The 14,191-nt window shown below is 65.9% G+C and carries 13 protein-coding genes and 1 pseudogene; 10 read left to right on the plus strand and 4 right to left on the minus strand.

What is annotated here, in order from left to right; translation table 11 throughout:
* The coding region (locus AB0F10_RS22175; RefSeq protein WP_360627977.1) for a DDE-type integrase/transposase/recombinase at positions 1–566 on the minus strand (566 nt) is incomplete at its 3' end.
* A 997-nt stretch (positions 567–1,563) separates the two neighbouring features.
* Positions 1,564–1,929, minus strand: coding sequence for a VOC family protein (locus AB0F10_RS22180; protein WP_360627980.1), 366 nt, complete (start codon positions 1,927–1,929; stop codon positions 1,564–1,566).
* Between the two features lie 356 nt (positions 1,930–2,285).
* On the opposite strand from AB0F10_RS22180, the pseudogene AB0F10_RS22185 reads away from it, so the two are divergent.
* From AB0F10_RS22185 to AB0F10_RS22200, 4 genes and pseudogenes are all read left to right on the plus strand, one after another.
* Positions 2,286–2,471 (plus strand): annotated as a pseudogene (locus AB0F10_RS22185) (helix-turn-helix transcriptional regulator); the annotation flags it as partial.
* Positions 2,472–2,586: 115 nt separating this feature from the next.
* Positions 2,587–4,080 (plus strand): hypothetical protein, encoded by a 1,494-nt coding sequence (locus AB0F10_RS22190; RefSeq protein ID WP_360627983.1) that lies wholly within the window; start codon positions 2,587–2,589, stop codon positions 4,078–4,080.
* Positions 4,002–5,249 carry a hypothetical protein gene (locus tag AB0F10_RS22195; protein ID WP_360627986.1) on the plus strand — a complete coding sequence of 416 codons (1,248 nt, stop codon included), beginning with the start codon at positions 4,002–4,004 and terminating at the stop codon, positions 5,247–5,249. The genes AB0F10_RS22190 and AB0F10_RS22195 overlap by 79 nt, the downstream gene beginning before the upstream one ends.
* Before the next feature lie 234 nt (positions 5,250–5,483).
* Positions 5,484–5,837 (plus strand): hypothetical protein, encoded by a 354-nt coding sequence (locus AB0F10_RS22200; RefSeq protein WP_360627989.1) that lies wholly within the window; start codon positions 5,484–5,486, stop codon positions 5,835–5,837.
* A gap of 496 nt (positions 5,838–6,333) precedes the next feature.
* Here AB0F10_RS22200 and AB0F10_RS22205 read toward each other — a convergent pair whose 3' ends face one another.
* Both AB0F10_RS22205 and AB0F10_RS22210 read right to left on the minus strand, forming a co-directional pair.
* Positions 6,334–6,465, minus strand: coding sequence for a hypothetical protein (locus AB0F10_RS22205; protein WP_360627992.1), 132 nt, complete (start codon positions 6,463–6,465; stop codon positions 6,334–6,336).
* Positions 6,466–6,940: 475 nt separating this feature from the next.
* Positions 6,941–7,324 carry a hypothetical protein gene (locus AB0F10_RS22210; RefSeq protein WP_360627995.1) on the minus strand — a complete coding sequence of 128 codons (384 nt, stop codon included), beginning with the start codon at positions 7,322–7,324 and terminating at the stop codon, positions 6,941–6,943.
* Positions 7,325–7,925: 601 nt separating this feature from the next.
* On the opposite strand from AB0F10_RS22210, the gene AB0F10_RS22215 reads away from it, so the two are divergent.
* The 6 genes from AB0F10_RS22215 to AB0F10_RS22240 all read left to right on the plus strand — a co-directional run bounded on the left by AB0F10_RS22215 (position 7,926) and on the right by AB0F10_RS22240 (position 14,120).
* Entirely contained in the window at positions 7,926–8,174 is a 249-nt protein-coding gene (locus AB0F10_RS22215) for a hypothetical protein (RefSeq protein ID WP_360627998.1), read from the plus strand.
* Positions 8,175–9,243: 1,069 nt separating this feature from the next.
* Positions 9,244–9,891, plus strand: a complete 648-nt coding sequence (locus AB0F10_RS22220; protein WP_360628001.1) for a hypothetical protein — start codon at positions 9,244–9,246, stop codon at positions 9,889–9,891.
* A 65-nt stretch (positions 9,892–9,956) separates the two neighbouring features.
* Positions 9,957–11,597: a hypothetical protein gene (locus AB0F10_RS22225; RefSeq protein WP_360628004.1), complete on the plus strand. Its 1,641-nt coding sequence runs from the start codon at positions 9,957–9,959 to the stop codon at positions 11,595–11,597.
* 114 nt (positions 11,598–11,711) lie between these two features.
* Positions 11,712–12,083, plus strand: coding sequence for an Imm8 family immunity protein (locus AB0F10_RS22230; RefSeq protein ID WP_360628007.1), 372 nt, complete (start codon positions 11,712–11,714; stop codon positions 12,081–12,083).
* A 410-nt stretch (positions 12,084–12,493) separates the two neighbouring features.
* Positions 12,494–13,537, plus strand: a complete 1,044-nt coding sequence (locus AB0F10_RS22235; RefSeq protein WP_360628010.1) for a hypothetical protein — start codon at positions 12,494–12,496, stop codon at positions 13,535–13,537.
* A 223-nt stretch (positions 13,538–13,760) separates the two neighbouring features.
* On the plus strand, positions 13,761–14,120 hold the full coding sequence (locus AB0F10_RS22240; RefSeq protein ID WP_360628013.1) for a hypothetical protein: 360 nt from the start codon (positions 13,761–13,763) through the stop codon (positions 14,118–14,120).
* The last annotated feature ends 71 nt before the right edge of the window (positions 14,121–14,191 follow it).

Genomic DNA, 14,191 nt, shown 5'->3' on the forward strand with positions numbered 1-14,191 from the left:
GTCATGGCGCCACCGCGGTCAGCGTGAATGGTGTGCGGCTCGATTCTGTTGCCGGTGACCGCGGTGGCCAGGAAATCGCGGGCGACGATCGCGTCCTCGGCGGCGGCGACCAGCCAGCCGGTCACGTAACGGGAGTAGATGTCGATAATGACGTAGCATTTGAACCAGACGCCTTTGACGGGTCCCTTCAACGCGGTGATGTCCCACGACCACACCTGCGACGGGCCGGTCGCTACCAGCTCCGGGCGCACCCTCGGCGGGTGCGTGGCCTGCCGGCGACGTTCCCGGCTCTGCCCCGCCGCACGAGCTATCCGATACATCGTGGACATCGAGCACCAGTACCGGCCCTGGTCGAGCTCCCGCGCCCACACCTGCGGTATCGCCAGATCGGCGTAGGCGGCCGCGTTGAGCACGGCCAGGATCTGCTCACGCTCGGCGAAGCTCAAGGTCTGCGGCGGCGGGGTCCGCGGCAGCCACGGCCCGTGCCGCGGCCCGACCGGTTTTACCCGCCGGTAGTAGGTCGCCCGCGACGTTCCGGTCAGCGTGCACGCCCGCTGCACCGACATTTCCGCTGCGCGTAAGTCCTCGAACGCTGTGGTCAGGATTTCCTCGGCGGATTCTGATCGTCCGCGCTCTCGGACAGTTCCTCCAAGAGCGCGTGTGCTTTTCCATGATGTCCAACGCCATGCGGGTCTTCTTCAGATCCGCCTGCAACTTCTCGTTCTGCCGACGCAGCCGCTCCAACTCCAGTTGTTCACTGCTCTTCTTCTTGGCCCGCCCGGGCCCGGATGCTCCGGAACCCGTTTCCCCGCCGTCGGGTTTTCCGAGCAGACCGGCATCACGCGCCCGTGTCCATTCGATGATGTGTGACGAATACAAGCCCTCCCGGCGCAGCAACGAGCCTTTCTCCCCATTCGGAGTGCTCTCGTACTCGGCAACCATCGCGAGTTTGTATGCCGGGCTGAACGCCCGACGCGACGGCTTCGGCGCCGGATCAGACCCGCCCGCCGACGACTGCTTGTCAGATGAAGTGGACACGCTCACCAGGATCTCCGATCCCCGCCCTCAGGCCAGCACCCCACTCACACGGGGTGTCTCAAACGATCTTGGCAGAGAGGGCTTCTCTACCCCGGGGACGGCGGTGCTCATCCTGGACCGGATGCCGTGCCCGGCCAGCGCCTGCCGCTTCACAACGGCGTGTCCCTGCACTCCGCTACCGCTTCCCACCACGGAGCCACTATTCACGAGGCATCAACGAAGGTTCACGCGATTCACCCGTCCGGTCTGCCCCTCACCCGTGACCCCCGGATGGGACGGGAGGTCCTTCGGCTTTCCCCTCGGGCTTCGCACCCTGCCGTTACCAGCAACGCACGCCAAGGGCGGGGCCAGGCATCGAACACGCGCCCGGAACTACGCTGCCGACCTCATGTCGGCCCTCCTAACTGCGAGTCCACTCGCAAAGTGCGACCTCGTGTCGCAACGGCAGAAGAGTGCATCAGGCCGTGGACGCATGCCTGCGGCGTGATCAGCGAACCTGCTTCGTTCGCCGACCGTGCCGGGACGTCATTTTTGGTAATACTGCACGATGCAGAACTCGTTGTTCTCCGGGTCCGCCATGACAAGGACCGCGCCTTCCGCATAGTCGTGCCGTTCCCCGGTCCACCGGCCGCCCAGCGCCCCGATCTGATCGACCGCTTCACCGGCGGCGGCGACAGCTATGTCCAAGTGCAGGCGCGTTTTGCCGACCTTGGGCTCCGGCACCGGTTGGAAAGTCAGCACCGGCCCCCCGCCGGCGACGGTGACTCGACGCCAGCCGGGAAGGGACTCCGTCACCCGGCCGCTGAGCACGGCTGACCAGAAGTCAGCCAACTTCTGCGGGTCTTGGCAGTCGATCGTGACGCCGGCGAGCCGGCCCAATGCTTGGGTCATGGTCCCCAACGTATCTGTGACACAAAGCCCCCGTCAGGGCGCACTCATTCGGCAAGGGTGCGCGTCGGTCGAGACGGGCGGCCATGACGGCCGGTATGCGCGGGCGCGACAGATGAGGATGCGCGTGGGTGCCGAGCAGGCGGTGGTGGATGGTCGGCCGGTTGCGGGTCGACGGGTGATCATTCCGCGGCGCCGCCCGTGGGCGTACGGGATCTCACCGCTGAGGTGGCCGGCGAGCTCGTCCCTGATGTAGGCCGAGGGCGGCCCGGACGGCAGCGTGGTCCGGCGGTAGGGCGTGCGGTCGGTCTGAGCCGCGCGACCGGCGATGGGTTGGCTCGGCGAGGCACAATCGGGTGGTGGCTGACCACTGGGGAGGATCGACGGCGGGTATCTCGCCCCGGGAGGCGGAGGTATTGGCCGCGCTGGGTGAGCATTTGACCAATGCCGAGATCGGTGCCCGGCTGTTCATCTCGGTCCGCACGGTCGAGAGTCATGTGTCGTCCCTGCTGCGCAAGCTCAAGGTGGCTGATCGGCGGGCCTTGGCTGCGGTCGCAGCAAACCCGCGGTCGACGCCGATGAAACCATCCGCTGCGGTCGTGAGGGCTGAGGGGGGGCAGCACGTCACTGCCGCGGCGGCTGACTCCGTTCGTCGGTCGGGTGGCCGAGCAGGTAGCGCTGGCCGCGGCGCTGGACGAGCATCGCCTGGTCACGGCGGTCGGTCCGGGTGGGGTCGGCAAGACGCGCTTGGCCCAGCGGGTTGCGGAAGACATGGCGGCCCGGTTTGCCGACGGCGTCTGCTATGTCGACCTGGTGCCAGTGACCGATTCGATGATGGTCGCGCCGGCCGTTGCCGGCGCGCTCGGGCTCTCAGAAGGGCAGGGCTGTTCGGTTACGGACAACATCCTCGGCTGGGTGGCCGAGCGGGAGACGCTGCTCGTGCTGGACAACTGCGAGCACCTGTTGGACGGCGTGGTGGCCCTGATCGAGCGCCTGTTGGCCGGCAGCCCTCGGCTGCGGGTCCTGGCGACCAGCCGGGCCAGGTTGCTGGTGCCCTTCGAGAGAGTCTTGCCGGTGCCGGGACTGTCGATCCACGCCGACGACGGCGGCCCGGGTGATGCGGTCGAGCTGTTCCTCGGGCGGGCGGCGGCCGGTGGGAGTTCACCGTCCGCCGAGGACCAGACCCGTGTCGTCGACGTGTGCCGACGCCTGGACGGGATGGCGCTGGCGATCGAAGTGGCGGCCGCCCGGTATGCGTCGCTCGGGCTCGACGGGCTCGAAGCCGGGCTGGCCGACCGGCTGCGGCTGCTGACCGGGGGGCCACGGATCGACGTCCGGCATCGTTCGTTGCGTTCAACGCTGGATTGGAGCTACGGGCTCCTGGCCCACCCCGAGCGTGCGGTGTTGCGTCGGGTCTCGGTGTTCGCCGGGCCGTTCACCGCGGCCGAGGCCGCGGTGGTGCTGGCCGATTGGCCGCCAGTGCCGGCGGGCGCCGTTGCCGACGTCCTGGCCGGGCTCGCCGACCAGAGTGTGCTCACCGTGGTCGCCGACCCGGCACGAACCCGCTACCGGGTTTTGGAAACGATCCGTCAGTACTGCGGGGACCGGCTGGACGAGGCCGGTGAGTCGGTCGAGGCACGCGCGCGGCACCTGAGCTGGTGTCTCACCGAGAGCGTTGCTCTGCACGTCACGTCCCGTCGCCTGGTCGACACCAGACCGTCCGGGGACGACGACTCGTTCTTCGGCCTGGTCGACTGGCGGGCCCGGTTCGACCAGGTCGCCGACGAGTTGCGAGGTGGGCTGGCATGGGCGACCGGAAATGCCCGCTACCACCCGCAAGCGCATCAGTTGGCGACGTGTCTGGCCGATCTGTGCTTCGCCCGCGGGATGCCCGGCGAGTCGCAGCACCGCTACGAGCAGGCGGCCCGGCTGGCCGCCGACGAGTTGGCCGCCGCTCGGCACGTCGACGGCACACCAACCGGTCCGAAGCGTGGCGCCACGCCGCAGGTGCCGCAGAGTCGCGGCATTTCGGCAGCGACGCCATCGTGTTGCGTCGTCGCGCGGCCGACGCAGCTGTGCGTGCGGGCGACCGGGCGGGCGCGGCTCGCGCGCTGGCGTGGAACGCCGAGTGGATCAATCGCGGGGCGGGTCTGATCGCGACGGCGCCGGCGGTCGAGGAGGTCGAGGCGCTGATCGCTGAGGGGTGGACGTTGGCCGACGGCGACCTGGGGGCACAGGCGCGGCTGCTGACAGCTGAGGGGTTCAACCGAGCCGTCGACGATCCGGCCACCCTCGAGCTTGTCGATCGCGCCCTGACGTTGGCCGGTCGTATCGACGCCCCGGTGATTGAGACCGCGGCGCTGGACTTGCTCACGGGGGCGCAGCTGGCTCGTGGCGAGGTCCGCGCCGCGGCGGCCACCGCCCTGCGGCGTACCGAGTTGCTGGCGCCGGTGGCCGTCACGGCCACGACGGCGATGGAAATCTTCGACGGGCTGGTCATGGCCTCCGAGTGCGCTGTCGCCGCCGGCGACCTGACTACGGCGAGAAGATCGGCCGAACGGCTGCGGGACCTGCCCTTCTACCAGGAGGAGGGTCACCTGGCCACCGCGCGGCTGATCACGGTCGCGGCGCTGGCGGGTGACTGGGCCGAGACGGTCGGCCTGGCCGAGCGGTTCCGCGAGGGATGGGAACGGGCCGGGCGCCCCCCGGCGAGCAATCTGAGCCGCGCCGCGTATGCGGCCGCGACGGTGCATGGCCTGCGTGGGGATGACCGCGCCCGGGCTGCGTGGCTGGACGTGGTCGGGGCGCTTGTGGCGCCGGGGCGGTCGCTGCCGCAGCTGCACTTCGGCCGGTTCTTCGACGCCCTGCTACTGCTGCACCGCGGCCTGCCCGAGCAGGCGGCGCAGGCGCTGGACACGCCGCCGGAGCGACTGGACCCCTGGGACCGGGACCTGTGGCGGCCCTGGTATGCCGCGCTGTGGGCTGAGGCTGCGGTTCTCAGCGGGCACCCGGACGCCGCCGCCTGTGTTGCTCGCGCTCGACTGGCGACGGCGGGCAACCCGGTCGCCACGGCGATCGTCGCCCGCGCGTCCGCCCTGACCAGCCCCGCTGGATCGTCCGACATCCGCGTTGGAATGGCCCGCGCAGCCGTCGCCCTGCGGACGGCCGGCTGCCGCTATCAGTGGGCCCGGACCCTCGTCCTGATCGGCGGGAAGCAACGGGCACGTGGAGAGTCGATGCTGGCGGCGATGGGCGCGGCGCCGATGCCCTGGCCGCCGGGAACGACCGTGAACGGCGTCCGACCGCTCGGCGTACCTGGCTGACCGGCCAGCCCGCTAATCGAGGGCTGACTGACCACTGGCCGGGTGTGCCCGTGCTGGGCACGGATGGCACCGAATCCGCGGATCCGTGCCGGGCACGGATGCCCGGCGGACCTACCCCGGCCCAAGATGGGCGTCGGGCCGGGTGCGTCGAGCCAACGGTTCACCAAAGCCCCAGAAACGCTGGCGGCAGGCTCCTGCTGACAGAAAGCCGGAACACTTCACCCGAGGAGAATCATGTTCAGACGTACGCTGATGGCGATCGCGGTTGCCGCCGGCGCACTGGTGACCGGGCTGGGAACGGCCAGTGCGGCGTCGGCCAGTGTGGGAGCCATTCCGGGCGGCGGCCAGGCCGCAACGGGGTGCCACATAGTCTCGGATCTGTACCGTGACGGCAACACCATCTTTGCAGCTGCCGAGACCGTCCCCTGCGAGGTCCCTATCTCCGTGGCCCTGTACCGCAACGGCGAGCTTGTCGCCCAGCAGAGCGGCGGTGCTGCCCCCCACATCGAATTCCCCTGCACCCCCGTCAGTTTCGACGTGTTCTGGAAGAACAGCCGGGGGGACAAACTGACCACGAACTGCTTCTGATCGCCCTGGGGACGGCGGGGCTGCTTCCTGCTCCGTTCGCGTCGTCAGTAGAACACGGCGACAACCTTCGGGACGCCTGGGCAGCTCCAAACTGGTGCGCCACCCACGGCGAAATCTGGAGCAAGGTCGCCGAGCTCCAGATCAAACATGTCTGAATGGACACCGAACCGCGTCGGCCCGGCCGCCCCGAAGTGGGTGACCGGGTCACCGTGTCCCTCCGACCGGAACCCGTCGCGCGCGCCCGCTGACACACCGGGCTGGACCACCGCGGCCGGTCCGCCACAGCCTCGCGGCTTGAGCCACATCCGGTCGTCGGCAAAGTCGCGAACCGTGCCAGCGTCAACGAGCCACACGCAGCGTGACGACGCGCGGTGCGGCAGTGCGCACGGTCGGCGGCATGAGAGTGAAGCGGATGCGACGCTGAGCGTTGTTCCGGTATCACTGGGACATGGGCGAGAAGACTGAGACGGCGGGCGTTCCGGATTGGGTCGACCAGCTATGGAGTGAGCTGCGCTTCAAAGAAATTGTCGGGCGGGAGGGTCGTCTTGGGTTCCAGCGCATTTCTCAGCAGATCATGAAGGCCGTCGAGCGCGATGACCTCCTCGACGTCCGCCCCGTCGGTAAACATGGCGACTTCAAGTGCGACGGTTGGGGAACGACGGTTCCGACAATGGTGGCTTGTCTCGCTCACAGCGCCGGCGGGTTCCCGGGTTTGCTCGGCGAAGGGCGAACGCCCCGGTGGAGTGGATCATCCGGTGCCGGGGCGTTCCCTAAGCCGGCCGAGTGTCGCCGCCCACTCGGTGGAGCGTGGGTCCCGGCCGCGTTCATCCACTCCTGGATGCCATCGTTGAGTATGGGTAGGTAGACCGTGCCGGGTTGCGTGTCCCCGGACGGGGCGGCCGGCGGTGGGGGCGGAGTTTTGCGACGCCGCCGTGGAACGAGACTGCCGGGCAGTCCGGCGGACTGTTCGGGGCGACTGACCCGCCAGCAGGTAGAGAGCATGGCACTGCTCGGCTTACCGCGTCCGCCGTTGACGGACCGCTGCATAGCTGTGAATTCGACCGGATTCTCTGATGCCATGGTCGGCCGAAGGGTTGAGACGGTCAGGCAGCGACCAGACCCGATGCTTCGGCGTCGTTGTAGAAGTCGAGCAGGAAGTCTCGATTATCAAGGACGTTGGTGGCGACGACAACATATTGCCCTGGCACGACGTGTGTGTATCGCGCCTGGCAGTTCGAGAAGATGTCAATTTTCCGGAAACACACCCGAACAAAAGTGTTCTGATTGCTCCTGACATTGATGTCACTGCAGGCGGTGGTTGTAGTGAAGGGCGTCGACTTGAACGAGCCCGCCGGCTTGTTGTAATAGTGCGAGCCGCCATAGCAACTGGCGGCTGCGGCCTGCGCCGGTGAGGAGACCACGCCAAAAAGCAATGCTGACATGGCGGCCACGGCCATGGCGCCGCCTACAATACTGGTGTTTCGCATCTCTGGTTCTCCGTTCTGGAGACGTCATTCGAACAAGATGATTAGAGCAGCCGATCTCACCTTCTGTCCCATTGGTGGCCGGTACCGGCCAAATACCAACCCTCGACCATCGAGCTGAACGGGTGACGCCCTACCGTGGCTGCCGCTACTGCACCCCGGAAACCGTTGGAGGTGTGCGGTCGGGACCCGTACGTGCCTGCCGTGCGTGCGCTTCAGCCGACCGGCCAGAAGATGGACCTTGGTAACCTGCCCCAGCTACTGGGCGATGCTCGCCAGGGCCAACCAGAGGATTCGTGAGGCGCGAGACAGGCATCGTGGTTACCAGCCGCAGCCTGGTTTCGAACCTGGAAACTGGTCCATGTAAAGGATGCAGGCGTCGCGGAACGGCAGGTCGGTGGGACGGACCTTGGTTTCGGCGATCACTTGGGCGGGGTCGGCGAGGTCATCGGGTCACACCGTGAGCTGGGTCGAGAAGTGGCCGCCGCCGGCGAGGGCGGCGCCAGCGCGAGACCGACCGAGAGAACCATCGCGACGCTGGTGCGTGCCGGGTCACAGCCCAGGCTCGGATGTAGCCAGAGTCGACGGGTTCCTAGAGGAAACGATGCAGGATCAGGCGGACCCAGTCAACCTCGACGTGACGCTGCGTAGCGCGCGGATTGCGGCAGGAGAGTGTGCCGCCGTTGCCCGCCAGCCGATCCGCGCAGATCCTAGAATCAGGTTCGTGCCAACCCTGCTCGAAGTGATCGGCAATCTCCATGACATCCCCACCGGCGACGGCTACACGGCGGGCCCGACCATCTTTGCCGTACGTCCATGGCTGCCCTCGGCAAATGCGGTGGTGCTCCGATGAGATGAAGTGCCAGAGGGCGTTATCACCGACTCGGGTCACCACTACCTACTTGAAGTTGACCTTGCCGTTGAAGCCGTCGAGGTATGGAGTGAGTGGCGGGCAGTAGCCACTCCCACTCCGGAAGAGGCAACCTACGCCGTAATCTACTACGGCGAACATGACGCATTTCAGCCCGTGGAATAGCCCCGTCTCGAACACAGGCCGGCGGACGCTTCTCGCGTGTGCATGATCCGCGGCGTGACCGGTATCCAGCCAACCGGCCTGACGTTACCCTATGTAGCGATCGAATCGCGGCATGATAGTTAAACCGATCATGCGCCGATAATTGCACTGCAAGTTATTTGAGAATATAGGTAAATCCGCATCGGCGGAGGTTGACAAGTGGTTGGACCCAGTCCGTCGGGGAAGGTGCTACATGTAGCCCATGGCTACGTGCGTTGAGCACGGTCCGGATGGGGACCAGGCCGGTCACCGAGCCGTCGGGTGCCCCGTCGACGGACATCCGACGTCCCCCTCGGCCTTGATCGATTGGTCGCGAGGACCGTACGTCCTGCTCTGAACCCGACCCACCGCTCGGTTCGACATCTGACGGTCCGGCTCTGCGGAATTTCCTTTGTGTCCTTTCGGCTGGTTTATGCGCCGGAACGACGTCGGGTCCAAGACGCAAGTGGGACCTCCGGGCGAGGCGAATCGTGCGATCCTCGCGTTGATATCGAGGGCTACCTCGCGTTGATACCGAGGGCTACAAGATCATTGATTTACATCAAGTCCACTTCAGGACGCGGAGATACCGGTGGCCAAGGGTAAAGCGACCCGCAAGGCGAGGCAGGCTACCGACGTGCCGCGCAAGGACTCGCTATCAAAGACGACGCTGGCCGCGTTGTTGTCCGGAGTCGTCCTGCTGGTCCTCACGGCGATTCTTACTCCGCTGGGAAGCAAGGTCGTTAATGGAATATGGTCCGATAGCCCACCCAGGTTGCCAGGCACCTCCGCGACCGGGGCCCCTTCCGCCACCACGATCTCCAGCTCGACAGGATGCCGGCCCGGAGGGCTACCGATCGCTGTCAGCTTGGAGTACGACTTCACCGGATCCGTGTGGTGGGCCACCTCGCGTAAGCTGACGTCAGCCACGGTCGAGAAGCTGAGGGCGGATACCGCTCCATCCGCGGTACTGGCGGGTTACGAGCCGGTCGCAAGTGAGTTCCAGGCGGGAACGCTGCTGAAGCTGGTTCTCACTGGCTGCGGTCCGGCGACGGTCGTCGTAAAGGACATACACGCCAGCATCCTCAAGAAAGCCGACCCCCTTTCCGGCAGCGTGGTCTGGCAACCGCCACAAGGCGACCTTGATGTGACCTCGATGGCCTTCGACCTCGATTCCTCGGCGAGGCCGGCGGCGTTCGAGTATGACGTCATGTTGAACAAGCGACGTGGAGACTACTTCCTTAGACACGCGACGCAGGTGAGTGCCGGCGAGACCGTCCCGTTCGCAGTCATGGGCCTGAGTGCGCGCTCGTACGTCGAGTGGTCGATAGTGATATCGACACTCGTGAGTGGGCATCCATGGGAGTTCGCTGTCCTACTTCCTGGCGGGCGGCCGATACGGACCACCGCCGTCGCCGCCACCTACCAGTCGGCCTACCTGCTCGACAACGTCGGCGTCCGATACGAGCCCGTAGACCCGACGCAGCTCGTTGCGGAGCTTCACGGTTCACGTTGAGGCCGCCGATCCTTCTCGGTCAGTGCAGCAACCTGTCAACCAACGATGCGAGCGGAGAGTTCGCCATGTCTCCCAAGACGGCAGTGGGCGCGCTGCTGACGGTCTGCTTCTGTGTCGTGAGCGTCGCCATAGTTGTCACTCACTTTCGGCGTCCTCACACCGAGGGCGCTCCCCAGGCGAACTCGGACGCCGGGACGTACGCTTACATCACGAGCGACGATCTCCTCTTGATGCGAGGCGACAAGATCGTAACTCGAGTCCCTCGCGACTACGCCGCGGAAGATCCATACGAGAACCACGTGGTCTGGACCCGCAGCGGTCACTTCGTGGCGACCCTTTCCACCGGCCTCCTTCATGAGAGCGACCTGCCGAAGCAGGAGTTGGTGTTCATCGACGTGCGGGACGGCGTCGTCAAACGAATTCCATGCCCACGCTGCTCAGATCTCGTGGCGGTGGGCGCCAACGACGTGCTCGTGACCGCGTGGGGGATCGATCCCGATGCGGGTAGAAGCTACTTTAGATACACCTTGGACTCGACGACTCCTGCCAAGGCGACGCCTGTCGTCCTTGGCGACGGGAACGAGGGCATCCTAGTCGGAACGGAGCGGTCCGTACTTACCGTGGACCCTGGATCCGTGAACGGTACCTATCAGCAGCACGTAGTGTTGCACGATCTCGTCAAGTCGACTGTCGTCGACTATGGCTACTTCGACTCGAACGACTACGTACGTGCCACGGTGGATCCAGGTTCGAGCGCCACAATCGCACTGGCAGTCAATCCGAATGCCGGTACGTGTGAACGCACATCCCCTATCAAGCTCTTGGCCGCGAACGGCGGCATCGTTAGTACGGACATGCGTGAGGCCGAACCGCCCGGCTACCTGGAGGGGGTCCCGGGCGGCGTCTCCGTGAACGACCTGTTGTGGGCGGCCGACGGCCACCTCCACGCGAGCATGACGTCCTGGACGTGCGATACGCGCCAAAGAGCCGAGAACGACAAGCAGATCTTGGATAGTGCGAACTCGATCTTCAGGCTCGATGGTGAGCGCTGGGTTAAGGAGAACTCGGACCGTGCGACAGTGTTCCGCCAGGTCGACGACGGCTCGTGGCTGACACTTCTCATACCCGACTGCATCGGGCCCGTAACGCATTCGAGTCCGACTACATACTGCAACACGGGAACCTTGTATCGCGATCACATGGGGCAGCGCGCCAAGGTCGCGGATGGCGTCATCTCGATTTCCGTCCCGCAGCCGGGCCATGCGACCAATCCGCCGCCGTCACCCTCGATAGCTGCGACGGACCCCCTCGATCTGGTCGCGCCGATGGTGGGTATCTGGTATGTCCACGGGGCGCGTATGGTCATCCAGTCCGACCATACCGGTACCTCACTTTGGAACGCTGGACCGTGCCACGATCCATCCCAAAGTCCCGACAGCCTCATGTGCTCCGGTCATGCCGACCTAACGTTCACCATCGCGAGTGGTTTGGTCGTTGGCCGCTACGAGGCGGTCCTCTACCGGGACCGCAACGACAAAGTGGTGCATGAGTACGATGCCGGGGACGACGGCATCAAGGTTGGCGACACATTCAAACTGGTGCGGGTCGAAAACGGTGTATTGAAAGAAACAACCAACATCCAGGGCAATCCCTACTGGTGCTCGGCGGACGCCAGCGCGGCCTGGCATAAAGAATGCAATGCGTAGTCTCTGGCTCACCGCATGAAAAGCCTAGATGATTGTCGTTAATGCCGACGGGTGCACGTTTCCGGTGCACTAACATCGGCATGAGCGGACGTTTCGTACGGCAAGATCAACGGTGTGCGAGCCGTCCTCAAGAGCCTCGACCTCGATCCCGACCCGTCGACGCTTCCTGCCGATCCGTCCGAGTTCGCGTTGCTAGCCCGCATGATCGTCGGCCCGCCCGACACGCCGGGCGAGGAGTCCTTCGACGTCACCGTCTGCTCGCCGGAGTGGCTGGCCAAGACCTGTCGCGAGGTCGGCGGCATCTACCACGCGCGACACCATCTCGTCGTCAGCGTCGAAGACTTCGACGTTCGCGTGCTCCGAGCCTGGCTCACGGCGAGGGTGCGGGAGGTTGAAGCCGACACATGGTCGGAGATCGGCGAGCGCCTGGGCAGGGGGCTACTGGGAGTTCGAGGACTATCGCTCCTGACCCCCGCTCATCGGTAGATCCGTCAGCTTGGCGAGCAGACCCCGTCGCCAAGCTGGGTAGCACGCTGATCGCGGCCAGATCAGTGCGCCGAACACAGGCAGCCAACCCACGAAATTCCGCGAGTGCGGACAGGGATTGTCATACCCTGGGGCCGTCCTCGCTCAAGGTGCGCTGGCTCCGGATGACCGCACCCGCAGTCGGAGAAGGTGACAGCCCGTTCAAGCCGGGCCGAGTCCGGGGCCGCTCGACTCGTCAAGCGGCCCCAAGCCTCATCGCGGCAATTCAGCACGTCGGACGGCCGTGTGCAGAAGTGGACGTCCGCGACGGCAAACTCCAGCTACGGCGCGTGACGGACGGCCGGGGGCCAGCGCGCGCGGATTGCCAGATGAGTTCGCTAGTGGGTAACGGGATCGGGCATCATACGTCCGTGACGATCTGGGATCGGGTTTGGCAGAGGAAGCCAGTGGAGAGTGCGAGTGCCCCACTTCCCGCTCGTTCTGTCGATGAGGGGCATATTGGCTATTTGCGAGGTCTCCTGTTCACTTTGAAGGAATTCGAGGTATTCGAGGAGCTGACAGACCTGTTGATAGCGGCGAGCCGATTCGACGAGGCGGCTATTGCGGCGTGTTTCGTAGCCGATGGTGGTTACGTTGACGCGCTTGCTCGACTGGACCAGCCGCTCGATACTCCCGAGACGTTAGCGCTGGCCATCGCGCAGTTGGAGCAGCGTGGCGCTGTATCGGGGGAGTATGAGGAGGCGGCCAACGCCCTCGCCGAACTGCTGTACCGGCACGGACTTCTGGATCAGCTGCTGACCAGGGCGGACCCCGGTGACGGCACTGCCGGGGACCACTTCGCCGCCATGCGCGCAGCCGACGTGCTGATCGAGCGGCAGCGCACAGGCGAGGCGATCGACGTATTACTGGCACAGAGTGCGAACAGCGGCGCCCAGCACGCGGAGGTCGGCCAGCGAGCTGTCGCATTATTGCTCGACACCGGCCGATTCGAGCAGGCATTGGCGGTGCTCTGTGACCGCGCCGACTCCGGTGACTGGGACGCCGACGAGCAGTGCGCCCGGCTGCTGGTCGAGCACGGTCGGCTGAGGCAGCTACGGGCACGGGCGGATTCCGGCTCCTGGCACGCGCGTCAGCTGCTGTCGAGCCTACTGGCCGACCGAAGTGATTTCGTAGAGCTGCGGGAACGCGCAGATGCCGGCGATGTTCTTGCCGCAAGGCGGCTCGCCGAAGCTCTGGCTGCGAACGGCCAGGAGGACGAATTGCGCAGGCGTGCGGCCACAGGCGACCGAGCGGCCGCACAATACTTGGCCGACCTTCTGATAGCGGACGATGAAACCGCTCAGGCCGCCTGTATTCTTCAAGCGAGCAGCGATGCTGGCGACCTGTTGGCCGCCGAACTCTTGGACCAGCTAAATATGGAAGGAAACCTGCAGCCGAACGTTTCGCAGAATTAAACATACCTCACACCGGCGCACTCATCTCGGCCATTTCCGTGCGTCGCGGGCAGGCGTGGGTTACACAGAGTGTGACGGCCTTGCCTCCGTGCGCGATCGGCTCGCCGGAGATGGGGCCGCCGGGCAATAGCTATTGCCGCAGTCGCCAGGGCGGTGGTGGGGGAACCGCCGATCGGGGCGGGGGTTACGGTGGATCAATTGCAACTCGAGGATGAGGCCGCGGATGATTGACATGCAGGAGTTCGCGCGGCGGCTGAGCACGCTCGGAGCTGATGCGTTCACCAGCGACGACGTGGTGGAGCTGGCGACCGCCGCCGATGTTCGGATCAGCGTTGACCTTGAGATCGACGCCTCTGTGGCGCAGCGCTTGCTCGATCAGATTTCGCCCACGCCGCCCGTCACCGCAGCGCAGATCACCGCATTGCAGTGGCCGCCACCTGTGTCTTCCCGGCCGGCGGCGCCTTCGGTGTCGTTCTCCAGCCCGGGTGCCGTCGATGGCCCGGCTGATCAGCCGTCGCGACCGCGCAGGTCGGGGCCCGCGCGTGGCGATCGGCGACCGGGCCCTCGACGAACTGGCAGGTGAAACCACTGGCCCGCGCTGGCAGTTCCTGCCGCTGGGATGGCGGCGAGTGGCCGACACTGCACGGGTACCGA

The organism is Actinoplanes sp. NPDC026623 (genome assembly GCF_040638275.1).
GTDB lineage: Bacteria > Actinomycetota > Actinomycetes > Mycobacteriales > Micromonosporaceae > Actinoplanes.